Source organism: Pseudomonas sp. E1BtOHC1, assembly GCF_058744285.1.
Genome location: NZ_CP196023.1, coordinates 5,781,960 through 5,804,013 on the forward strand (window position 1 = coordinate 5,781,960; position 22,054 = coordinate 5,804,013).

A 22,054-nucleotide genomic window follows, 5' to 3' on the forward strand; every position below is an offset into this window, starting at 1 on the left:
CGTGGTGTACGACTCGATTTTCAAAGCGCAATTGTTCGCCGGCCAGACCATCATCGTCACCGGCGGCGGCAGCGGCATCGGCCGTTGCACGGCCCATGAGCTGGCGGCACTGGGCGCCCAGGTGCTGCTGGTGGGGCGCAAGGCGGAGAAACTGCAGAAGGTTGCCGGGGAGATTGCCGAGGACGGCGGCCAGGCTCATTGGCAAGCCTGTGACATTCGCGACGAGGAAGCAGTCAAGACCCTGGTGGGGCAGTTGATCGAGCGCTACGGGCCGATCCATGGCCTGGTGAACAATGCCGGCGGCCAATATCCGGCGCCCCTGGCTTCGATCAACCAGAAAGGTTTCGAAACCGTGCTGCGCACCAATCTGGTGGGCGGTTTCCTGATGGCCCGGGAAGTGTTCAACCAGTCTATGAGCCGCCACGGCGGCAGCATCGTCAATATGCTCGCCGACATGTGGGGCGGCATGCCCGGCATGGGCCACTCCGGCGCGGCGCGCTCGGGTATGGACAACTTCACCAAGACCGCCGCCTACGAATGGGGCCATGCCGGCGTCCGGGTCAACGCCGTGGCCCCGGGCTGGATCGCCTCCAGTGGCATGGACACTTACGAAGGCGCGTTCAAGGCCGTCATTCCCACCCTGCGCGAGCACGTGCCGCTCAAACGCATTGGCACGGAATCGGAAGTCAGCGCGGCCATCGTGTTTCTGCTCAGCCCCGGCGCGGCCTTTGTCAGTGGCAGCACCCTGCGCATCGACGGCGCCGCCAGCCTCGGCAGCCGCGCCTGGCCGTTGGCCAAGGCGCGCAACAGTGAGTCGTACAACGGTTTTCATCGGGCCTACCTGCCCGATGTGCTCAAAGGCGAGGACTGAGCCATGCCGGTGATCCTATCCCAGCTCGATCCCCACAGCCCGCAGTTCGCCCAGAACCGCGAGGCGATGCTGACAGGCCTGCAACAGTTGCAGACGCTGCAGCAGAACCTGCTGAACAAGGCGGCCGAGGCCAAGGCCAAGTTCGACAAGCGCGGCCAGTTGCTGCCCCGGGACCGCCTCAACTTGCTGCTGGACCCCGGAGCGCCCTTTCTTGAACTGGCCAGCCTCGCCGGCTACAAGCTGCACGACGACAAGGACGGCAGCCAGGCCGGCGGCGGCCTGATCGCCGGCATCGGTTATGTGTGCGGGGTGCGCATGCTGGTGGTGGCCAATAACAGTGCGATCAAGGGCGGGACCATTTCCCCCAGCGGCCTGAAGAAGTCCCTGCGCCTGCAACAGATCGCCATGGAGAACAAACTGCCAGTGGTGACCCTGGCGGAAAGCGGTGGCGCCAACCTTAACTACGCGGCAGAGATCTTCGTCGAAGGTGCGCGCAGCTTCGCCAATCAGGCGCGGATGTCGGCCATGGGCCTGCCACAGATCACCGTGGTCCACGGTTCGGCCACCGCCGGCGGCGCCTATCAGCCCGGGCTCTCGGATTACGTGGTGGTGGTGCGCGGCAAGGCCAAGCTGTTTCTCGCCGGGCCGCCACTGCTCAAGGCCGCCACCGGTGAAGTGGCCACCGATGAACAACTGGGCGGGGCCGAGATGCACGCCCAGGTCGCCGGCACTGCCGAGTACCTGGCGGAGAACGACGCCGACGGCATCCGCATCGTCCGCGAGATCGTCAGCCTGTTGCCCTGGAACGCCCAACTGCCGGTACAACCGGCCAGAACCTGGAACGAGCCGCTGTACCCCATCGACGAACTGCTCGGCCTGATTCCCGACGATCCGAAAAAACCCTATGACGCCCGGGAAATCATCGCCCGCCTGGCGGACGGCTCACAGTTCCTGGAGTTCAAGGGCGAGTTCGATGCCCAGACCCTGTGTGGCCACCTGCAGATCCAAGGCCGGCCCTGCGGCTTTATCGGCAACAACGGCCCGATCACGCCCCAGGGCGCGAGCAAGGCCGCGCAGTTTATCCAGCTTTGCGACCAGAGCCGCACGCCCTTGCTGTTTTTCCACAACACCACCGGTTTCATGGTGGGTACCGAGTCGGAACAGCAAGGGGTGATCAAGCACGGCGCCAAGCTGATCCAGGCGGTGGCCAATGCCCGGGTGCCGAAGCTGACCATCGTCGTCGGCGGCTCCTATGGCGCCGGCAACTATGCGATGTGTGGCCGAGGCCTGGACCCGCGCTTCATCTTCGCCTGGCCCAACAGCCGTACCGCGGTGATGGGCGGCGCCCAGGCCGGCAAGGTGCTGCGCATCGTCACCGAGGCCAAGCATGCGAAGAGCGGCCAGGAGGCGGACCCGAAGATGCTCGACATGCTGGAACAGGTCACGGCGCAGAAGCTCGACAGCCAGTCCACCGCCTTGTACGGCAGCGCCAACCTGTGGGACGACGGCCTGATCGACCCCCGGGATACCCGCACGCTCCTGGGCTATCTGCTGGACATCTGCCATGAGGCCGATGCCCGGGTCTTGCAGCCCAACAGTTTCGGTGTGGCACGGTTTTGATAGGGCATTTCGCGGTCTGACCCCACTTGAGGAGAACAACAATGATCTTCACCCAGGAACACGAAGAGCTGCGGCGCACGGTGCGCCATTTTGTCGACCGCGAAATCAACCCCCATGTGGAGGAATGGGAGAAAGCCGGGCGCTTTCCCATCCACGAGATTTTCCGCAAGGCCGGCGAACTGGGGCTGCTGGGCATCTCCAAGCCGGAAAAGTTCGGCGGCATGGGCCTGGACTACAGCTATTCCATCGTCGCCGCCGAAGAGTTCGGCACCATCCATTGCGGCGGCATTCCCATGTCCATCGGCGTACAGACCGACATGTGCACCCCGGCCCTGGCGCGCTTCGGTTCCGATGAGCTGCGCGACGAGTTTCTGCGGCCGGCCATCACGGGCGAGCAGGTCGGCTGCATCGGCGTCTCCGAAGTCGGCGCCGGTTCCGATGTGGCCGGGCTCAAGACCCACGCCCGCAAGGACGGCGACGACTACGTGATCAACGGCAGCAAGATGTGGATCACCAACTCCCCCAGCGCCGACTTCATCTGTCTGCTGGCCAATACCTCGGACGACAAGCCCCACGTCAACAAGTCGCTGATCATGGTGCCGATGAACACCCCGGGCATCAGCCTCAGTTCGCACCTGGACAAGCTCGGCATGCGCAGCTCGGAAACCGCCCAGGTATTCTTCGACAACGTGCGGGTGCCCCAGCGCAATCGTATCGGTCATGAAGGCGCCGGTTTCATGATGCAGATGCTGCAGTTCCAGGAGGAACGGCTGTTCGGCGCGGCGAACATGATCAAGGGCCTGGAGTACTGCGTGGACAGCACCATCGAGTACTGCAAGGAGCGCCGCACCTTTGGCAACCCGCTGATCGACAATCAGGTGATCCACTTCCGCCTGGCCGAACTGTCCACCGAGATCGAGTGCCTGCGGGCCCTGGTCTACCAGGCTACCGAGCAGTATGTGCGCGGCCAGGACGTGACTCGCCTGGCCTCCATGGCCAAACTCAAGGCCGGGCGCCTGGGCCGCGAGGTCAGCGACAGCTGCCTGCAGTACTGGGGCGGCATGGGCTTCATGTGGGACAACCCGGTGGCCCGCGCCTATCGCGATGTGCGCCTGGTTTCCATTGGCGGCGGCGCCGACGAGATCATGCTGGGGATCATCTGCAAACTCATGGGCATCCTGCCGGGGAAAAAGAAATGAGCCCGCTCCCGGCCTGCCAGACCCTGCTGCTGGAACCGCGCAATGGTGTGCTGTTCATCACCCTCAACCGCCCCGAGAGCCGCAACGCCATGAGCCTGCAGATGGTGGCGGAACTGCGTACCGTGCTCGCCGCCGTGCGAGAGCGCCGGAGCATCCGCGCCCTGGTCCTGCGGGGTGCCGCTGGCCACTTCTGTGCCGGCGGCGACCTCAAGGACATGGCCGGCGCCCGCACCCGAGGCAGCGCTGCCTACCGTGAACTGAACCGGGCCTTCGGTGCGCTGCTCGAAGAAGCCCAGCAGACACCCCAGGTGCTGGTCTGCGTGCTGCAGGGCGCGGTGCTGGGCGGCGGCTTCGGCCTGGCGTGTGTCAGCGATATCGCCATCGCCGAACACAGTGCGCAGTTCGGCATGCCGGAAACCGGCCTCGGTCTGCTGCCGGCGCAGATCGCCCCCTTCGTGGTGCGGCGCATCGGCCTGACCCAGGCCCGACGCCTGACCCTGACCGCCGCCCGCTTCGACGGGGCCGAGGCCGTGCGCCTGGGCCTGGTGCACTTTGTCGAGGCTGATCCCCGGTCCTTGGAAGAACGCCTTGAACAGCAGCTGTCGCAAGTCCTGCGCTGCGCCCCCGGGGCCAACGCTGCGACCAAGGCCCTGCTCCTGGCCAGCGTCGACCAGCCTCTGGGGCCGCTGCTGGATCAGGCCGCCGAAGACTTCGCCCAGGCCGTCACCGGAGCGGAAGGCCTCGAAGGCACCCTGGCCTTTGTGCAGAAACGCAAACCGACCTGGGCCAGCTGAGCCCTTTCAGGAGCCGGCTTGCCGGCGAACGCCCCCCACCGATTCCCGGGAGCCTGTATGCCCACCTTCAGCAAGATCCTGATCGCCAACCGTGGTGAAATCGCCTGCCGCATCCAGCGCACCGCCCAGGCCCTGGGCTACCGCACCGTGGCCGTGTACAGCGACGCCGACGCCGATGCCCTGCATGTGCACATGGCCGACGAAGCCATCCACATCGGCCCGTCCCCGGTGCAGCAGTCCTACCTCAACAGCGGCGCAATCCTCGACGCCGCCCGACGCAGCGGTGCCGACGCCATCCACCCTGGCTACGGCTTCCTCTCGGAAAACCCCGAGTTCGCCGCGGCCTGTGCAGCCGCGGGCATCACCTTCATTGGCCCCAGTGCCGCCGCCATCGAACTGATGGGCAGCAAGCGCCGCTCGAAGATCGCCATGCTCGAAGCCGGCGTGCCTTGTATCCAGGGTTACCAGGGCGAGGAGCAGGACGACGCCACTTTACAGCGCGAGGCCGAGCGCATCGGCTATCCGCTGATGATCAAGGCCAGCGCCGGGGGCGGCGGACGCGGCATGCGCCTGGTGCAGCGTCACGAGCAACTGCTGGAACAGATCCGTACCGCTCGCTCGGAAGCCCTGCATGCCTTCGGCAGCGACGAGCTGATTCTGGAGCAGGCGCTGATCGAGCCCCGGCACGTGGAAATGCAGGTCTTCGGCGACCAGCACGGTCATTTGATCTATTTGGGTGAACGGGACTGCTCGATTCAGCGCCGCCATCAGAAGGTCATCGAAGAGGCCCCCTGCCCGGTAATGACCGAGGAACTGCGTCGGGCCATGGGCGAGGCGGCGCTCAAGGCCGGACACGCGGTGAACTATGTCGGCGCCGGCACCGTGGAGTTCCTGCTGGACGCCCGCGGTCAGTTCTACTTCCTGGAAATGAACACCCGCCTGCAGGTGGAGCATCCGGTCACCGAACTGGTCACCGGCCTGGATCTGGTGGCCCTGCAGTTGCAAGTCGCTGCCGGCGAGCCGCTGCCCCTGACCCAGGAGCAAGTACAGCTCAACGGCCATGCCATTGAAGTGCGCCTGTACGCCGAGGACCCGGCGCAGAACTTCCTGCCCCAGACCGGCCAGGTTCTGCGCTGGGAGCCGGCGCCGGGGATACGCATCGACCACGGCTTGCAGGAAGGCCAATGGGTCAGTCCCTTCTACGACCCGATGCTGGGCAAGCTGATCGCCCACGGCGCCACCCGCGAGGAAGCCCGGCGCAAGCTGTTGCGCGGGGTCGAGGACTGTGTGCTGCTGGGGCTTGAGAGCAACCGTCGGCTGCTGGCCGGCTTGCTCAGGCACCCGGTATTTGCCAGTGGTCGGTTCAGCACCGGGTTCATCGCCGAACACTTTGCCGAGGACCCGAGCCTGCAACCGCAGCAACCCAGCCACGAGGAACTGGCCATCGCCGCTGCGCTCTTCTACCACCACAGCGCCAGCGCACACCGCTCAAACCTGAGTGCCTGGCGCAACAATGCCAGTGTGCCCCTGGGCTACCGCATCGGTCTGGATGACAGTCAATGGTCGTTGGAACTGAGCCCCTCGGCATCGGGCCTGTTGCACGTACAGCAGGGGGATGAGGTGTGGACAATCAAGGTCATGGCCGCCGATGGCCGCCGGGCCACACTGGAGGTCGCGGGCATTCGCCGGCACTACGCCTATCAACTGCACGACGGCGAACTCTGGCTGAGCAGCCGCCAGGGCAGCCTGCATCTGCAGGACCGCACCCATGCGCCGGTACAGGGTCAACTGGGCGCCGATTCCGGCACCCTCAAGGCGCCCATGGACGGGGCCATAGTCGACGTGCTGGTCAGTGAAGGCATGAGTGTCAGCAAGGGCCAACTGCTGCTGGTGCTGGAGGCAATGAAGATGGAACACCCGCTCAAGGCCGGGATCGACGGAGTGATCACCCGGGTCCAGGTCAACCTCGGGGACCAGGTGAAGAACCGGCAGATTCTGCTGGAGGTGGAGCAAGCCGGTCCCGCCTCGGAAATGGAGCACTAGGCGGATGCGTCAGCTTTGGCTACGCTCAAGCCTCATCAGGAGTTTGAAGGCTGGAATTTGCGATGCCCCACTGGCTGGTAATAGATCTGGAAGCCACGACGGATGAAGGGGGCTGGCCGGTAAGCGAGATGGAAATCATCGAAATCGGAGCCACCCTGGTCAATCGCCAGGGTCGGGAACAGGACCATTTCCAGCGTTTCGTCCGTCCCTTGCGACGTCCGCGGCTGACGCCGTTCTGTCGCGAGCTGACCCATATCACTCAGGCCAATATCGACAGCGCCGCACCGTTGAGCGAAGTCTGGACCCTGTTCGAACGCTGGCTCGGCCAGCATCAGTCGCGCCTGGAGGGTTGGGCCAGCTGGGGCGACTACGACCGCAAGCAACTGCAACTGGAGTGGCATAACCAGCAACTGCACAGCCTGTTGAATGACGTCCCGCACATGAACCTCAAGCAGCGCTTTGCCAAAGCCCGGCGTCTGGAGCGCCCCCTGGGCCTGAATGCTGCCTTGCAACTGGCCGGCATGCAGTTCAACGGCCAACAGCATCGAGCCCTGGAAGATGCACGTAATACAGCACGCTTATTGCCGCTGATTCTTCCATGATGGCGGCAGGTGACGGCCTTTGAGGCCTTGTGCATACTGGCCGACCTTTTTGACCCTTTCTTGAGGAATCGCCCATGTTTAAAGTCAACGAGTACTTCGACGGCACCGTCAAGTCGATTGCCTTCGGCACGGCCGAAGGTCCAGCCACCATTGGCGTCATGGCCCCGGGCGAATACGAGTTCGGTACAGCGCAACGGGAAATCATGCACGTGGTGTCCGGCGCCCTGACCGTGCGCCTGCCCGACAGCGCCGATTGGGAAACCTTTCCTGCCGGCAGCCAGTTCAACGTACCGGCCAACAGCAAGTTCCAGCTGAAAGTCGCCGTGGACACCGCCTACCTGTGCGAATACCGCGGTTGATTCACCTGCCACGGCTATCGCGCTGACAAAAAAAGCCCGTCTCCTAAAGAGACGGGCTTTTTTCATGGAGCCAAGAAACGCTATTCGAGGACGGTCACGGGCATCCCCAGCTGCAATCGACCATTGCCGTCGTTGACCAGGTTCTGTCCGAACATCGCGCCGTCAGCCTGGGCGCGATACTTCTGCAAGGTGGCCAGGGGTTCGCGGTCGGCGCTGCGTTCACCAGTCTGTGGATCAATGGTGGTCAGGATGCAGCGCGAACACGGCTTGACCACACGAAACTCGACATCGCCAATCCGTATGCGCCGCCACTGGTCCTCGGCAAAGGCCTCGCTGCCTTCGATCACCAGATTGGGTCGAAAACGCAGCATCTCCAGAGGCCGACCCACCCGACCCGACAGGTCCTCCAGGGACGCCTGACCAATCAACAACAGCGGAAAACCATCGGCAAACGCCACTTGATCGTCGTCCCTGCCGTAACCGGCAGCGGTGCTCCGCGCCCGTTCCGCGGGCACCTGCACCAAGCGGGTAGGCTTGCCAATGAACTCACTGACCCAGGCGCCCGCCTCGTCCCCGGCATCGGGCACCCGCAGGCTGTCGTGCCAGATGGTGACGCCGCGCAGTGCGGCATCGGCCACCGGCAGGGGCACATCAAGGGTGGAAAACCCGGGAGCGCTGAGGGTCAGGCCACCCTGGTCATTGCACAGCGCCGAGAGCTGACTCATGCGCCCCACGGCACGCTGGGTGAGGAAGCGCCCGCTGGCCTCATCCACCAGCATCCAGCGGCGATCCCCCTCCAGACCGAGCTTGTCCAGGCCGATCTGTTGCAGGGTTTCGCCCCTGGCGGATTTCAACGGGTATCGATAAAGCGCGCTAAGACGCATGTCCAGCTCCCTGTGTGGGCAAAAAAGCTCACCCTATACCAGCGCTTCGACGAAACAAAGACGCAAGGGAAAAGCGGCCGGACATCCCCCGAATCAGACGCTGACTTCATCCAGCATCAAACGCTGACGGACCACGTCCACCAGTTTGTCCGGTTGAAACTTGGAGAGGAAGTTGTCGCAACCGACTTTCTTCACCATGGATTCGTTGAAGCTGCCGGACAAGGATGTATGCAGCACCACATAGAGCCCACGCAGTCGCGGGTCGTTGCGGATCTCGGTAGTCAGGCGATAGCCGTCCATCTCCGGCATTTCCGCATCGGTGAACACCATCAACAGCTTGTCGGTCATGTCGACCCCGGTATCGGCCCAGGCCTTGAGCATGTTCAGAGCCTTGAGGCCATCGCTGGCGATGTGCATCTTCACACCGAGCTGGCCGAGGGTATCGCGCAGTTGCGAGAGCGCCACATTGGAGTCGTCCACCAGCAGCACTTCGCGGCCGCGAGCACGCTCCAGCACGGGATCTTCCAGCTTGTCCCGGGAAACCTTGGCGTTGTAGGGCACGATTTCCGCCAGGACTTTCTCGACGTCGATGATTTCCACCAGCTGCTCGTCAACCTTGCTGATGGCCGTCAGGTAGTGCTGGCGTCCGGCACTGGTAGGCGGCGGCATGATGGCTTCCCAGTTCATGTTGACGATGCGGTCCACGCCGCCCACCAGGAACGCCTGAACCGAACGGTTGTACTCGGTGACGATAATGGTGCTGTTGGGCCCCGGGACCAGCGGGCGCATGCCGATGGCCTGGGACAGGTCGATGACCGGCAGGGTCTGGCCACGCAGGTTGACCACACCGCAAACGAATGGATGGCGCTGCGGCATCAGGGTCAGCTTGGGCAGTTGCAGGACTTCCTGGACCTTGAAGACGTTGATCGCGAACAACTGCCGACCGGCCAGACGGAACATGAGGATTTCCAGGCGATTCTCACCCACCAGTTGCGTGCGTTGATCTACCGTGTCGAGAATGCCGGCCATTAATGACTCCTGGGCTTGTTCTGATGAATTCACTAAAGACTGATATCGGCGGGATTCGCCGTATCTTGACTCGCATGCAAATTGCCACACGAAAGCCATTGATGTCACATTAACATCATGCTTTACTGAGGCGGTCAATTCAGCAGCACGACTCTCCGACGACGCGACCTTGTTCGCGACGTGAAGTTCCCGCGCCTAAGGGTTTCCCCTAGCAACAATCAGGACCATCCTGATATTCGCAATATCCAATAGCCATTAATGTGACGCCATTCTCATTGCATGAACGGAGTCAGGCTTTTGTTTGTGATCGCAGAAAGGTGGCCCAGTACCCTTTCAAGCCCAAGCACCCACACCCATCAAGCCCCAGCGCACCTGCGCCGCATTGCTGTGGCCGGTATTCGGGCTGCTTGCGCAAGCGATGAACATCGGCTCTTACGGCCCCTTGCGAGCCCTGAAAAATATTCAGATTTATCTTATATACAAACGCAAAAAACGCGCCCTACCTTAAAACCGTTCAGCCAACGCCCTATCCCGTCATCGGACTCGAAGTCATGGAGATAAGCATGCTAAAGGACGGCCGCAAGTGCGCTCCCCCCCTGCCTGAGTTCCTGCTTGAAGCCCAGGCCCTGCTGGCTAAATCGGAAGATTGCCTGAGCCATCTGCACTTGATCAGGAATGACGAAGAGGCGATCAATTGCCTGCTCGCCAGCCTGCTGTGTCTGGCCCAGACAGCGGCTCGCCATTCCATCAGCCCGCTGGCCGAATTCGCCGTGCATATTCATGGCGTGCTGAAACCCACAGCACATCCGCTGGACCTTAACGACCCAATCCTCGACGCCTTGAAAAGCTGCCTGACCCTGATGGCCTGGCAACTGGAACTGATCGACCCGCACAACGGCCAACTCAATCTGGATGACAGCGAACAGGTCCTGCTGATCGATGAACTGACCGATCAAGTGGCGCAAAACTGCACCTGCGCTTATCCATCCTGCACCCATTGAAGTTGCACTTGTGCCGCTGGATGGCAGATAAAACCCGTAGTTACGATAGCCAGCCCGAAACATCAGTAAGACTTCAGGTTTCGGGTCAAATATCTGGTCGTTATTGAGTATTTCATACCCAAGAGCGACATCATCGATTCAATAACTTCAATTAGAGCCAGCCCCGGGACTTACTGTTCGGCCCCATATACGTGCCCGCAAAACCGTCCGCAACCCCCAATATCCTCGGCCTCTCCAAGGCCTATGGAGGACATGGAACAGACGTTCCGCAGGCCCATATTCCTGACTTTCAAGACATATATACCTGTGCGTATAAACGCGACCAACGGTATCTTCGGTGGTATTATGTCGCCCATAAACGGACACAGTTAATGGCACTTTGATTCCAATGTCGGCAGTCACTACTCGGCTTGTACAAGACAAACAGACAAGGTTGATTGAAACCGGGTATTCAAATAGCACCGTTTCTCAAACAAGCCCCGTCATCCACCCCTGACCGGGCTCTCGCAGCGAACATTCATTGGCTCCATCCGCTATGTACGCCAGCCTCAAGTCACTCTTCTCTTGGCCCCTCTCCCGAGATCATCTGCGCTGGCTCAGCCTGTTGCTGTGTTCCTGCTCGACCCTGGGCAATGTGCTGATCTATTGCCTGGGCCGGCCCCTGCCGCTGATCTTGCTGTTGCTCAATGTCGCGGCTCTGACCTGTATCTGGATGCAATACGGCTATTCGCGAAAGTCCATTCGCTTCCAGCCCCAGGAACTCGCCGAACGCCTGCTTGAGGTCAAGGAGAATGAGCGGCACCGCCTCAGCCGTGAACTGCACGATGACATCGGCCAGTTGCTGACAGCGGCAAAACTGCAGACCGACTGGCTCAAGCGGCGCCTGCCGGATGACCTGCAGGCATCCTGCGCGTTACTGGGCACCACCCTGGAAGAGACCCTGGCCAAGGTGCGTGACGTGTCCGCGATCCTCAATCCCCGGCAGTTGGCCAGCCTGGGACTGGAAGCCAGCCTGCGCGCCCACCTGCTCAAGACCCTGGAAAACACCTCGGTGCACTGGAGCCTGGAATGCCGCCAGCGCCTGTCGGGAATCCCGGAGGAAATGGCCGTCGCAGCGTTCCGCATCACTCAGGAGGCGGTCACCAACATGCTGCGCCACGCCCAGGCGAAAAACCTGCTGGTACGGGTGCAGCGACTGCCGGAAGGCCTTTCGCTGTTCATCAGCGACGATGGCCAGGGGTTCGCCCCGGCCAGCGATCCCGGCGCCCTGGGCCAGCGCGGCATGGCCGGGATGCAGGAACGAATCAGCCAGTTGGGCGGCCTGTTGCAGGTCACCAGCGAGGTCGACCAAGGCACCCAGATCGAAGCACTCTTTCCCTGGGCCCCTCGCACCCTGGAGCGGGCCAGCACGAATAAGGTTTCACATTGACCTGTAATTTACTCTTGGTGGATGACCACTCGCTTATCAGGGCTGGCGTGCGTGCCCTGGTCATGGACATTCCCGGATACGCGGTGATCGGTGAAGCCGATGATGGCGCACACCTGCTGGAGATGGTCGAGAAACTGCATCCGGACATCGTCCTGCTGGACCTGTCGATGAAACGCATTGGCGGTCTCGACGCCCTGCGCCGGCTCAAGGCGATGCGGCCCCAGAGCAAAGTCCTGATCCTGTCGATGCACACCGATCCCACCCTGATCATGCAGGCCCTGGAATCCGGCGCCCACGGCTATTTGCTCAAGGACACCACCGCCACCGAACTCGAACATGCCCTGCAAGCGCTGCGCAACAACGAGCGCTACCTGAGCCCGGCCATTGCTCACACAGTGATCAACCAGGCGCTGACCCGGGCCCAGAAGCACCAGCCCCAGCCTGTGGAAAACCACAACCTGACGGCTCGCCAGCTGGAAATCCTGCGGCTGATCGTGCGCGGAAAATCCACCCGGGAGATCGCCCTGGGCCTGGGTTTGAGCATCAAGACCGTGGAAACCCACCGCTCACAGATCATGAAGCGCCTGCAGATCTTCGACGTCGCCGGGCTGGTGCTGTTCGCCGTGCGCGAGCGCATCATCAGCCTCGACGACTGACTCAGCGAGCGCCGCCGAGCAAAGGCGAATCTGCGGGCAAATGCACCTGCAAAGCCGCAGGGCGAGCAGTGAAACGCAAGGTGTCGCCCTGCAGCGGCTCGCCGTCGAGATTGATGTCCAGGCCTCTTGAGGCCTTGATCTCGACCCAGGGCAGGCGCGCGCGGACAAACATATTGTCGATCCCCAAGCCACCGGCCAGCAGGTTCTTCAGGGTACCTACCAGTTCCTGAGGCGCCGGCAGAATGCTGATATCCAGCAAGCCGTCGTCGGCCAGAGCTCCCGGGCAAAGCTCATGCCCGCCCCCCGCCTGCCGGCCATTGCCGATGCCCAGAGCCAGCAACTCACCACGCCAATGGAAATCCGGCCCCTGCAACTCGCCATAGGCCGCACTCAACTCGGCAAAGCGCGACAGCCCGGTGAACAGATAAGCGGCACCGCCAAGGACTTTCTTCAAGTCCTCAGAGGTGTTGGCGGTGACCTGGCTACCAAAGCCGCCGGTGGCCATATTGAGGAAAATCTGCCCGCCAACCTCCCCCAGGTCGACCGCCCGGGCCGGGACTTCCAGCAGGTCCAGGGCCGCTGCCGGGTCAAGGGGAACACCCGCAGCCCGGGCAAAGTCATTGGCCGTGCCCAATGGCAGCAGCACCAGACTGGCCGGGGCCGAGGCATTGGCCAGAGCTTCGGCAATGTCCCGCAACGTACCGTCGCCGCCTCCGGCAATCAGCCGGGTATGCCCCGCGTCCAGCGCCTCGTTCACCAGCCGCTGGGCATCTCCCGCCTCCCAGGTCAGGCGCACCGCAACTTCCCAACCGGCAGCGCGCTTGGCCTCGACCGCAGCGCGCACCTCATCGTTGAGAGCTTGTTTGCCGTGCAGTATCAACAGTGCCTTGCGCTCACTCATCAGCCATGACTCCGGTTATGGGTTCCTTGAAGGATGTTGACCTTGGGCACAGCGAAAAAAGTCTGTTCCATTGATTATTTTTTTGCCTAAGCCAGTCTGGTTCGTGCCTCCCGCTCATGACCGAGGTTAGCCTGACAACGAGGGAAATCTTCCATCGCTAGCCTGCTTTCGATTAGCCAGCCGCTGTTTCATGAGCTTTACTCAGCCAGGTCGTTTAGATGATGAAGTGCAGGCCATCGCGCTTACCGGTGCCCAGAGGCCCACCCGAGTACGCCGAAAACCCTGCCTGCGCCAATGAACACCTGCCACGACCATGGATGAGTCGGTGTGGTTTTTTCGGTGTCGGGAAGCACAACGGGAAGCAAGAAATAGTTTCGAACTTCCTGACGGTCCTTCCAGTCAACCGGTTTGCCTTGGATCGAGGGAATTGATCTTATGCGGTTGCAACCTGTAGACAGCCTGTTATTGACTCGTCCCAGCATGGTCGAGTACTTCCTGTTCGGCATACGCGTGGTCCATGGCGCAACCGCGATCATTCCGGGACTGTTGCTGCTCCTGCTGTCGAACACGGACCTCACCGTACTGAAAAGCGACCTGACCATCCTGCTGTTCTTCGGCGTCATCAGTGTCCTGATCTTCCAGGCCCTGGGAGTCTACGCCGAGTCGATTTTCAGCAACCGACTGCGCTTCCAACTCACCCTGTTTGCCTGGGCCTCTTCGTTTTGTGTGCTGCTGTTCATGCATCACTCGATGCAGATGTTCAAGGCCATCAATAGCCCCCAATTGCTCGCCTGGTTCATCGGCAGCTTTGTGTTGTTCGGAATCGAGCGCCTGGTTCTCCTGACCCTGTTCCAGCAACTGATGCTACGGGGGGTATTCCTGCAGAACGCGGTGATTCTCGGCGCCACGGAAAACGGCCAGCGCCTGGCGGAATACCTGGCCCAGCACCAGGACATCCGCTCGGGCGTCATCGGCTTCATCGATGACCGCATCGGCCGTCTGCCCAAGACCCTGTGCAATCTGCCGCTGCTGGGCAACTCCAGCGACCTGGAGCGCTTGATCCGCGAGGAAAAGGTCACCCAGGTCCTGGTGGCCCTGCCCTGGTCGGCGGAAAACCGCATGGCCTATGTCATCCGCGAGCTGCGCCGACTGCCGGTGAACGTGCTGCTGGTGCCCGACATGGTGGCCTTCCGACATGCCCACAACCGCATCACTGAAGTCGCCAACCTGCCGATGTTCAACGCTTCCGAAGTACCTCTGCGAGGCTGGTCACCCGTCTTCAAGCGCCTGGAAGACATGCTGCTGTCCACTCTGGCCCTGGTGCTGCTGTCTCCTGTGATGTTGTTGGTGGCCCTGGCGATCAAGCTGGACTCCAAGGGCCCGGTGCTGTTCAAGCAGAAGCGCTACGGCTACAACAACCGGCTGATCGAGGTCTACAAGTTCCGCTCGATGCACCAGCATTTGAGCGACGCCAACGCCGAGAAACAGACCACCCGTGGCGACCCGCGCATCACCCGGGTCGGACGAGTCATCCGCAAGACCAGCCTCGACGAGCTGCCCCAACTGTTCAATGTGTTCGCCGGCAGCATGTCCATGGTTGGCCCGCGGCCCCACGCTACGGCAACCAAGGCTGCCGGCATCCTCTTCGAAGAGGCGGTCAAGGAATACACCTCCCGCCACAGGGTGAAGCCGGGCATCACCGGGCTGGCGCAGATCAATGGTTACCGCGGCGAAACCGACACCCTGGAAAAGATCGAAAAACGTGTCGAATTCGACCTGGAATACATCGAAAACTGGTCAGTCTGGTTTGACCTGTACATCCTGTTCCGCACTATTCCGTCCGTCATCATGACCCGTGAGGCCTTCTGAATGAGCACACTCATTCCCTGCATCATTGCTGGCGGCGCCGGCACACGCCTGTGGCCGGTATCCCGCGAGGCGATGCCCAAACCCTTCATGCGCCTACCGGACGGCGAGAGCCTGCTGCAGAAGACCTTCGTGCGCGCCACGGCGCTCAAGGACGTCGGCCGCCTGCTGACGGTAACCAACCGCGAAGTGTTCTTTCGCACCCTGGATGATTACCGCCTGCTGAACAAAACCCGAGTCGATCTGGATTTCATCCTCGAACCCTTCGGGCGCAACACTGCGCCGGCCATTGCCGCAGCGGCCCTGCATGTCAGCCGCCTGTACGGCGATGATGCGCAGCTGCTGGTGCTGCCCGCCGACCACCTGATCAAGGACGTCCAGGCCTTTGCCGCGGCGGTGGACAGCGCCCGACAACTGGCCGAACAAGGTTGGCTGGTGACCTTCGGCATAGTGCCGACCCATGCTGAAACCGGCTTCGGCTACATCGAGAAAGGCCAGGGCCTGAACAGCGAGAGCTTCCAGGTCAGTCGCTTCGTCGAAAAGCCCGATGCCGCGACGGCCCAGCGTTACGTCGATGGCGGCCTGCACCTGTGGAACGGCGGGATGTTCTGCATGCGCACCGACGTGATCCTCCAGGAGCTGCGGGAATTTGTCCCGGAGGTGGTCAGCGCCGTCGAGCACTGCCTGGAGCTGAGCCATCGCAAGGAAGGCAAGCACGAACTGCAAGTGGAACTGGACGGCGAAAGCTTCGCCCTGGCCCCCGACATCTCCATCGACTACGCGGTGATGGAGCGCTCGAAGAAAGTGGCGGTGGTGCCTTGCCAGCTGGGCTGGAGCGACATCGGCTCATGGCAGGCGGTGCGAGAACTGACCCCGGCGGACGAACACGGCAATCAGTGCAACGGCGAGACCGTGCTGCACGATGTCAGCAACTGCTACATCGATTCGCGCAAGCGTCTGGTGGGCGGGGTCGGCCTGAACAACCTGATCATCATCGACACCCCGGATGCACTGCTGGTGGCCGATGGCAACCGCAGCCAGGACGTCAAGCTGATCGCCCAGGAACTCAAGCGCCTGGGCCATGACGCCTACAAACTGCACCGCACCGTGACCCGGCCCTGGGGCACCTACACCGTGCTCGAGGAGGGACCACGCTTCAAGATCAAACGCATCATGGTCAAGCCCGAAGCCTCCCTGTCCCTGCAGATGCACCACCATCGCAGCGAGCACTGGATAGTGGTCAGCGGCATGGCCCGGGTGACCAATGGCGAGGATGAGTTCCTGCTCAACACCAACGAGTCGACCTTCATCAAGCCCGGTCGCACCCATCGGCTGGTCAATCCCGGAGTGATTGATCTGGTGATGATCGAAGTGCAGAGCGGGGAGTACCTCGGTGAAGACGACATCGTGCGCTTCAACGACATTTATGGACGCGCCCCCGCCGAACCCGGCAAAACCTGAAACAGCGCTTGACCCGTGAATCTGGCCCGACAGGGAGTTGTGACTATGCACGCCAGGAAGATCGCTCAATGAAGAGACTGCTGCTGATTTCCAGTATTTTCATGCTCTGTGCCTGCTCCATACCCGCGAAGGTGGAATTGCCTCCCAGTCAGGATCTGCAGGCTGCACACCGCGCCGGCGATGCCCTGGCCGGCCAGCCGCTGCCGCCCCAGCGGATTCGCCCGGGAGACACCCTGCGCATCGTCCGCAACACCGGCGAGGCGCCGTCGATCTCGGCCTTCACCGCCAACTCGATCTACGAACTGACCCTGTTCACCGTGCTCAACGACGGCACCTTTGCCTATCCCTACGCCGGGCAGATAAAAGCTGCGGGGCTGACCCCGCAACAGCTGACCCAGGTCCTGGAAAACAAGCTGAAGAACATCTACCAGGACTCGGCCCTGACGGTGAACATCAACCAGGCGCCGGGCAACACGGTGTTCGTCGGCGGCTCGGTGCGCAATCCGGCGTCCCTGCCGGTGACCGTGACCACCACCCTGGAACAGGCGATTGTGGGCGCTGGCGGCCTGCTGTCGGTGGGCGACAGCCGCAACATCGCGCTGCTGCGCGAGGGCGAGGACGGCCGCTACAAGACCTACTTTTTCGACTACCGAAAATTCATGATCGCCGGCAACGCCGGAGCCGCGCCGGTACTGCTGCAACGCGGCGACGTGGTCTTCGTGCCCAAGTCCAGCGTAGGCAACGGCATTGAATGGGTGGATGTGTACCTCAACCAGTTGATTCCGTTCACCAAGTCGATCGGTATCGGGGCGAGTTACGAAATCAATCGCCAGTCGGCCAACTGATCGCCAAGGACAGCACTCATGATCAATATCCGTTCCTTTCGCGATCTGCTGCGGTTGTTCTTCATCTTCAAGCGCGAGGTCAAGATCACCGTTCTGGTGACCTTCATCATCATCGTGCTGGGGGCTTTCTTGCTGCCCAACCGCTTCGAATCCACCGCCCTGCTGCTGGTCAAGCCCGGACGCGACACCAGCACCCTGCCGATCGAGATTGCCGACCGCCAGGCAGTAGTGGTTCCCAGCGCCCAGCGCGACCCGATCATCGATGAAGAGCGCATCCTCGCCGGCGAGCCCATTGCCCGCAAAGTGGCGCAGCAGTACCTCGACGACCTGTCCCGCCAGCCCCAGCCCGGCGGGTTCCTGGGCAGTGTGAAGAATGCCGTGAAAGGCGCGCTGGAAGGCCTGGTTGATCTGCTGCGAGGCACCCTGCAGTTGGTCGGTCTTGTGGAAAAGCAGACTCCGGTCGAACGCCTGACCGAACGCATGCTGAAAAACTTCAGCGTGACCCACGCCACAGGCTCTTCGGTGATGGAAGTGAGCTTCACCTGGAACGATCCGCAAGTGGCCCAGACGGTGGTCAAGAGCTGGATCGAGCATTACCAGCAGGAGCGTGCGCAAACCCTCGGCCGCAAAAGCCTGTACGCCTTCTATGAAACCGAAAGCGCCAGCACCAACCAGCGCATCCTCGGCTACAAGACGCAGATCGCCGACTACTTGAACCAACTGGGGGCGGTGAGCATCGACGAGCGCCTCAACGACATCTCGCGCAACCTCAATAACCTCAAGGGCGAGCACCTCAATACCACCCGGGCGGTGGCGTCCACCAAGAGCGGCCTGGACACCATCCAGAAACAGCTCAACAGCATGAAGAAAGAGATCAGCATCGGCCGCCAGATGAGTCTCAACCCCGATCGCCAGGATCTGCAGCAGCGGATCAACGCCAAACAGATCGAACGCCAGGAAATGCTCCGCACCTTCAAGGAAGGTGCGCCGCCGGTGCGGGCCATGGATACCGCCATTGCCAACCTGCAAGCCTTGCTGAAATCGGAAAACAGCACAGTGCAGCGCAGCGAGAACCTGGCGCCAAATCCGGTCTATACCCGCCTGCAGAACAGCTTCGCTGACCAACAGGCGAGCCTCAGCCGCCTGCAGACCCAGGCCGCCCAGCAACAGACCCAGTTGCTCAAGCTGGAACAGGACCGGCGCCAGGCCCTGGCCCTGGAGCCGGAACTGGCACGCCTGCAACGCGAACTCAGCGCGGCGGAAAAGAGCTTTGCGCTGTACAGCGACAGCACCGAGAAAGCGCGGATCGACCGCGAACTGGACCAGAGCCAGATCAGCAATATCGCGGTGATCGAAGAAGCCACTTTCAAGCCCAGCCGGGTCTTTCCCAAGAGCCTGAGCATGCTGCTGGCGGCCATTCCCCTGAGTCTGGCCGTGGGCCTGCTGGCGCTGTACTTCTTCTATCTGCTGGATCAGCGCATCCATGACGGCGACCAGATCGAAGAGCGCTTCGGGGTCAAGGTCTGGAGCAGCCTGCAGGACCTGGACAGCCACCTGCCGCAACGCAACAGCGCCTTTACCGCGAGCCTCTATCGGCTGTACGGCGTACTGCCCCTGGAGCGGGTCGCGGAACAGGGGCTGGTGATCGGCCTGACCTCGGCACGCCACGGCGAAGGGGTGAGTTTCGTCACCGGCCACCTGCGGGACCTGCTGCAGGAGCGCGGCCATCAGGTCCGGGTCAACGGCCCGGCCAAGGCCGCTCCCGGGGAAATCGTGCTGCTGGAAGCCTCCGGCTTCTTTTCCAACCAGGAGGCCTTTGTCAGCCTGCGGGAGGCCAACCTGATCGCTCTGATCGTCGAAGCCGAAACCACCACAGTGCCGGTGCTGCAGAACGCCCTGTCGATCCTCAATACCGCGTTCAAGCGGGTCGACGGCATCATCATCAACCGTCGACGCTTCGGCATCCCGGAGAACGTGCTGAATTTCATGGCGCGGATCAGGAGTCCAAGCTGATGCATATCGCCCTGCTGGCTCCCATGCCTCCCGAACAGAACGGCATCGCCGACTACGCCGCACACCTGCGCGCCGCCTTGGAGGGCCTGGGACTGCGGGTCAGCACGCCCCTGGCGGGAGTGGGCAACGACCCGGATCGGGCGGTGGAACGTGTGGCGCAAACGGACTGGCAGGGCATTGATCTGGTCCACGCCGAACTGGGGGGTGGCCGGCTGGCGGAGTTTCACGCCCTCAAGGCCTTGCGCCAGCGCTTTCCCAGCCTGCCGTTGAGCGCCACGGTGCACGACCCCGAGCGCCTGGTCTGGCGTCGGGCCCGCCTGCCCTGGCCACTGTCACTGGCGACACGGCTGCCCTCGCCCCTGCCGCAGATTGCCACGGTACTGACCGATCCGATCTGCCTGTACGAGGAACAGCAACTGGCCCGCAGCCTCAACCGGCTCATTACCCTGACCCACGCCGGTGGCGAGTGCCTGCGCCAGCGCATGGGGCTGCGAGCGGAGCAGATGGTGGTCATCCCCCACGGCAACCTGGCGATCCCCGCCCAGCCGCTGCCACCGCTGTCGCCCTTGAAGCTGCTGTATTTCGGTTTCATCTATCGCGGCAAGGGCATCGAGGACCTGCTGGACGCACTGGCCATGGCCTTCGCCCAGCAACCCGGGATGCGCCAGCGCCTGCGCCTGACCCTGGCCGGCGGCAGTGAGCCGGAAATGGCCTTCGGCAGTGCCGGCAGCTACCTCGAACAACTGCGCCAGCACATCCAGCGCCTGAACCTGCAGGACAACATCGATTGGCAGCTGGACCTGCCGGCCACGGATATCCCCAAGGTGATCCAGGCCCACCATGTGATGGTCCTGCCCTATCGGGAGTCGAGCAAGCTGAAGGTCCTGGGCAAGCTGCGCGGCACCAGCGGCGCCTTGTCCTGGGCGGTGGCATGCGGACGCGGGGCCATCACCTCCGACGCCCGCTCCTTCGCCGAAGAAGTGGCCCAGGACAACGGTGTGATCTTTCCCCAGGGCAACGTCGCGGCCCTGGCCGCCGAGCTCAGCCATTTGTGCACCAGCCCCGAGCGGGTGGAGCGCTGGGCCGAACACGCCGGGGTGATCGGTGCCCGACGGGTCTGGAGCCATACCGCCGAACGCTTTGCCCGAGTGTTCACGGATGCCTGTGGAGGCGCTGCACATGTATACGCTACGTAGATCGCGCAGCTTGCTGCTGGTACTGGCCTGCCTGGCCTGGCCGGCCCTGGCGGACAATAACCTGCGAGCACCGCGGCCGGTGGTGTGGAAGGACTTTCTCGGGGTCAACGCCCAGTTCCAGTACTTCTCTCCCAGCGTCTATCAGAAACAGATGGACCGTCTCGATGCCCTCGGCCTGAACTGGGTCCGCCTGTCGATTCACTGGGCAATGATCGAGCCCAGCGAGAACGACCTGCAACTCAACGCCCTGGATGGCGCGATGACGGCCATGCAGAGCCGCCACTACAACATCCTGGCCTACATGGTGGGCTCGGCCCCCTTCGCCGCCAACATTCCCCCTGGCGCCGCCCCTTCCGACCAGTACCCGCCCAAGGACTTCAATGTCTTCGCCCAGCGCATGCGCATGCTCGCCCAGCGCTATCCCCAGGTGAACACCTGGCAAGTGTGGAACGAGCCCAACATCGTCTGGCTGCCCAAGGAAGACCCGGCTGCCTACGACCGCCTGCTCGAAACCACCACCAGCGCAATCCGCTCGGCCATTCCCGGCAAGCCCGTGGCCACCGCCGGCATGGCCTATTACAGCCAGATGCGCAACACCCCGGGACTGATGCTCGAGGACCTGCTGGAGCAGGGCCTGGGTAACGAAAACCTGATCGCCGCCTACCACCCCTATTCCGAGTATCCGGAAGGCGATGACGCCACGGCCAAGGACTTCCTGGTGCGCGGCAACTTCCTCAATAGCGGCCTGCACAGCCAGGGCGTGCAACAGGTCTGGGCCACCGAATGGGGCTGGTCGAGCTACACCAGCGGCGAGCGCGAGATGCAGGCGATGATCGGCGTCAATGGCCAGGCCGACTACACCCTACGACGCCTGGCGCTGATGGCGACCATGGACTATCAGCGAATCTTCCTGTTCAACCTCAGTGACCTCGATGCCCGCGCCAGCAACCGTGACCAGTCCTACGGCCTGGTGGACCTGGCGAGCGATCCCAAGCCGGTGTATGCCGCCCTCAAGCACTTTTTCGACGTCACCGGACCCAGCCTGGCCCCGGCCGACCCTCCGCAGTTGAACAATGCCCCGAGCGATCTGTACAGCATCGCCTGGACCCGGCCCGACGGCTCCCATGTCTGGATGTTCTGGAGTGCCAGCGGCGCCAGCCTGCAGATCCCCGGGCTCAATGCTGCTGCCCTGTACGACCCGCTGGCCGCAACCCGCACCGACTTGAGCGGGCAGCAAGGCCTCAGTGTGCCGTTGAAAACCAGCCTGCAACTCCTGGTGTGGTGA

19 protein-coding genes are annotated in these 22,054 nt (G+C 62.6%); 16 read left to right on the plus strand and 3 right to left on the minus strand.

Going from position 1 to position 22,054, the window contains the following annotated elements; all coding sequences use genetic code 11:
- Position 1: 1 nt before the first annotated feature.
- The 7 genes from ACSSVC_RS25945 (at position 2) to ppnP (ending at position 7,488) form a co-directional block, all read left to right on the plus strand.
- On the plus strand, positions 2-871 hold the full coding sequence (locus ACSSVC_RS25945) for an SDR family oxidoreductase (RefSeq protein WP_346632122.1): 870 nt from the start codon (positions 2-4) through the stop codon (positions 869-871).
- A 3-nt stretch (positions 872-874) separates the two neighbouring features.
- Positions 875-2,491 carry a geranyl-CoA carboxylase subunit beta gene (gene atuC, locus ACSSVC_RS25950; protein WP_492611663.1) on the plus strand — a complete coding sequence of 539 codons (1,617 nt, stop codon included), beginning with the start codon at positions 875-877 and terminating at the stop codon, positions 2,489-2,491.
- Positions 2,492-2,532: 41 nt separating this feature from the next.
- The gene (gene atuD / locus ACSSVC_RS25955; RefSeq protein ID WP_123727110.1) at positions 2,533-3,690 is read left to right on the plus strand and encodes a citronellyl-CoA dehydrogenase; all 1,158 of its coding nucleotides are present in this window, start codon (positions 2,533-2,535) and stop codon (positions 3,688-3,690) included.
- Positions 3,687-4,484 (plus strand): enoyl-CoA hydratase/isomerase family protein, encoded by a 798-nt coding sequence (locus tag ACSSVC_RS25960; RefSeq protein ID WP_492611664.1) that lies wholly within the window; start codon positions 3,687-3,689, stop codon positions 4,482-4,484. Before atuD ends, ACSSVC_RS25960 begins: the two co-directional genes overlap by 4 nt.
- Before the next feature lie 57 nt (positions 4,485-4,541).
- Positions 4,542-6,527: an acetyl/propionyl/methylcrotonyl-CoA carboxylase subunit alpha gene (locus ACSSVC_RS25965; RefSeq protein WP_492611665.1), complete on the plus strand. Its 1,986-nt coding sequence runs from the start codon at positions 4,542-4,544 to the stop codon at positions 6,525-6,527.
- A 62-nt stretch (positions 6,528-6,589) separates the two neighbouring features.
- Positions 6,590-7,129, plus strand: coding sequence for a 3'-5' exonuclease (locus ACSSVC_RS25970; RefSeq protein ID WP_306399780.1), 540 nt, complete (start codon positions 6,590-6,592; stop codon positions 7,127-7,129).
- A gap of 74 nt (positions 7,130-7,203) precedes the next feature.
- On the plus strand, positions 7,204-7,488 hold the full coding sequence (ppnP, locus tag ACSSVC_RS25975; RefSeq protein ID WP_011062476.1) for a pyrimidine/purine nucleoside phosphorylase: 285 nt from the start codon (positions 7,204-7,206) through the stop codon (positions 7,486-7,488).
- A gap of 80 nt (positions 7,489-7,568) precedes the next feature.
- Here the strand turns inward: ppnP and ACSSVC_RS25980 are convergent, their stop codons facing one another.
- Positions 7,569-8,372, minus strand: coding sequence for an MOSC domain-containing protein (locus tag ACSSVC_RS25980; protein ID WP_492611666.1), 804 nt, complete (start codon positions 8,370-8,372; stop codon positions 7,569-7,571).
- Between the two features lie 93 nt (positions 8,373-8,465).
- Positions 8,466-9,401, minus strand: a complete 936-nt coding sequence (locus ACSSVC_RS25985; protein ID WP_102860937.1) for a chemotaxis protein CheV — start codon at positions 9,399-9,401, stop codon at positions 8,466-8,468.
- Between the two features lie 563 nt (positions 9,402-9,964).
- Between ACSSVC_RS25985 and ACSSVC_RS25990 the strand changes: the two genes are divergently transcribed.
- From ACSSVC_RS25990 to ACSSVC_RS26000, 3 genes are all read left to right on the plus strand, one after another.
- Entirely contained in the window at positions 9,965-10,402 is a 438-nt protein-coding gene (locus ACSSVC_RS25990) for a hypothetical protein (RefSeq protein WP_346632128.1), read from the plus strand.
- Between the two features lie 535 nt (positions 10,403-10,937).
- Positions 10,938-11,831 (plus strand): sensor histidine kinase, encoded by an 894-nt coding sequence (locus ACSSVC_RS25995; protein WP_404940070.1) that lies wholly within the window; start codon positions 10,938-10,940, stop codon positions 11,829-11,831.
- Positions 11,828-12,487, plus strand: coding sequence for a response regulator (locus ACSSVC_RS26000; protein ID WP_346632129.1), 660 nt, complete (start codon positions 11,828-11,830; stop codon positions 12,485-12,487). The genes ACSSVC_RS25995 and ACSSVC_RS26000 overlap by 4 nt, the downstream gene beginning before the upstream one ends.
- 1 nt (position 12,488) lies before the next feature.
- On the opposite strand, the gene yegS is transcribed toward ACSSVC_RS26000, so the two are convergent.
- Positions 12,489-13,388, minus strand: a complete 900-nt coding sequence (gene yegS, locus ACSSVC_RS26005; protein WP_346632130.1) for a lipid kinase YegS — start codon at positions 13,386-13,388, stop codon at positions 12,489-12,491.
- 435 nt (positions 13,389-13,823) lie between these two features.
- Here yegS and ACSSVC_RS26010 point away from each other — a divergent pair, with 435 nt between their 5' ends.
- The 6 genes from ACSSVC_RS26010 (at position 13,824) to ACSSVC_RS26035 (ending at position 22,054) form a co-directional block, all read left to right on the plus strand.
- Positions 13,824-15,257 carry an undecaprenyl-phosphate glucose phosphotransferase gene (locus ACSSVC_RS26010; RefSeq protein WP_404937424.1) on the plus strand — a complete coding sequence of 478 codons (1,434 nt, stop codon included), beginning with the start codon at positions 13,824-13,826 and terminating at the stop codon, positions 15,255-15,257.
- A complete protein-coding gene (locus tag ACSSVC_RS26015; RefSeq protein WP_404937425.1) occupies positions 15,258-16,715 on the plus strand; it encodes a mannose-1-phosphate guanylyltransferase/mannose-6-phosphate isomerase in 1,458 nt (485 codons plus the stop codon).
- A gap of 68 nt (positions 16,716-16,783) precedes the next feature.
- Positions 16,784-17,560: a polysaccharide biosynthesis/export family protein gene (locus ACSSVC_RS26020; protein ID WP_346632133.1), complete on the plus strand. Its 777-nt coding sequence runs from the start codon at positions 16,784-16,786 to the stop codon at positions 17,558-17,560.
- Positions 17,561-17,578: 18 nt separating this feature from the next.
- Entirely contained in the window at positions 17,579-19,573 is a 1,995-nt protein-coding gene (locus ACSSVC_RS26025; RefSeq protein WP_346632134.1) for a GumC family protein, read from the plus strand.
- Positions 19,573-20,769, plus strand: coding sequence for a glycosyltransferase (locus ACSSVC_RS26030; protein ID WP_346632135.1), 1,197 nt, complete (start codon positions 19,573-19,575; stop codon positions 20,767-20,769). The genes ACSSVC_RS26025 and ACSSVC_RS26030 overlap by 1 nt, the downstream gene beginning before the upstream one ends.
- The gene (locus tag ACSSVC_RS26035; protein ID WP_346632136.1) at positions 20,753-22,054 is read left to right on the plus strand and encodes a cellulase family glycosylhydrolase; all 1,302 of its coding nucleotides are present in this window, start codon (positions 20,753-20,755) and stop codon (positions 22,052-22,054) included. The genes ACSSVC_RS26030 and ACSSVC_RS26035 overlap by 17 nt, the downstream gene beginning before the upstream one ends.

Bases quoted from the DNA above. Each gene is read 5' to 3' on its own strand.
- yegS (WP_346632130.1), bottom strand. From the start codon at position 13,388: ATGAGTGAGCGCAAGGCACTGTTGATACTGCACGGCAAACAAGCTCTC.
- ACSSVC_RS25970 (WP_306399780.1), top strand. From the start codon at position 6,590: ATGCCCCACTGGCTGGTAATAGATCTGGAAGCCACGACGGATGAAGGG.
- ACSSVC_RS26035 (WP_346632136.1), top strand. From the start codon at position 20,753: ATGTATACGCTACGTAGATCGCGCAGCTTGCTGCTGGTACTGGCCTGC.
- ACSSVC_RS26025 (WP_346632134.1), top strand. From the start codon at position 17,579: ATGATCAATATCCGTTCCTTTCGCGATCTGCTGCGGTTGTTCTTCATC.
- atuC (WP_492611663.1), top strand. From the start codon at position 875: ATGCCGGTGATCCTATCCCAGCTCGATCCCCACAGCCCGCAGTTCGCC.
- ACSSVC_RS26020 (WP_346632133.1), top strand. From the start codon at position 16,784: ATGAAGAGACTGCTGCTGATTTCCAGTATTTTCATGCTCTGTGCCTGC.
- ACSSVC_RS25980 (WP_492611666.1), bottom strand. From the start codon at position 8,372: ATGCGTCTTAGCGCGCTTTATCGATACCCGTTGAAATCCGCCAGGGGC.
- atuD (WP_123727110.1), top strand. From the start codon at position 2,533: ATGATCTTCACCCAGGAACACGAAGAGCTGCGGCGCACGGTGCGCCAT.
- ACSSVC_RS25990 (WP_346632128.1), top strand. From the start codon at position 9,965: ATGCTAAAGGACGGCCGCAAGTGCGCTCCCCCCCTGCCTGAGTTCCTG.
- ACSSVC_RS26030 (WP_346632135.1), top strand. From the start codon at position 19,573: ATGCATATCGCCCTGCTGGCTCCCATGCCTCCCGAACAGAACGGCATC.
- ACSSVC_RS25985 (WP_102860937.1), bottom strand. From the start codon at position 9,401: ATGGCCGGCATTCTCGACACGGTAGATCAACGCACGCAACTGGTGGGT.
- ppnP (WP_011062476.1), top strand. From the start codon at position 7,204: ATGTTTAAAGTCAACGAGTACTTCGACGGCACCGTCAAGTCGATTGCC.
- ACSSVC_RS25960 (WP_492611664.1), top strand. From the start codon at position 3,687: ATGAGCCCGCTCCCGGCCTGCCAGACCCTGCTGCTGGAACCGCGCAAT.
- ACSSVC_RS25995 (WP_404940070.1), top strand. From the start codon at position 10,938: ATGTACGCCAGCCTCAAGTCACTCTTCTCTTGGCCCCTCTCCCGAGAT.
- ACSSVC_RS26010 (WP_404937424.1), top strand. From the start codon at position 13,824: ATGCGGTTGCAACCTGTAGACAGCCTGTTATTGACTCGTCCCAGCATG.
- ACSSVC_RS26015 (WP_404937425.1), top strand. From the start codon at position 15,258: ATGAGCACACTCATTCCCTGCATCATTGCTGGCGGCGCCGGCACACGC.
- ACSSVC_RS25965 (WP_492611665.1), top strand. From the start codon at position 4,542: ATGCCCACCTTCAGCAAGATCCTGATCGCCAACCGTGGTGAAATCGCC.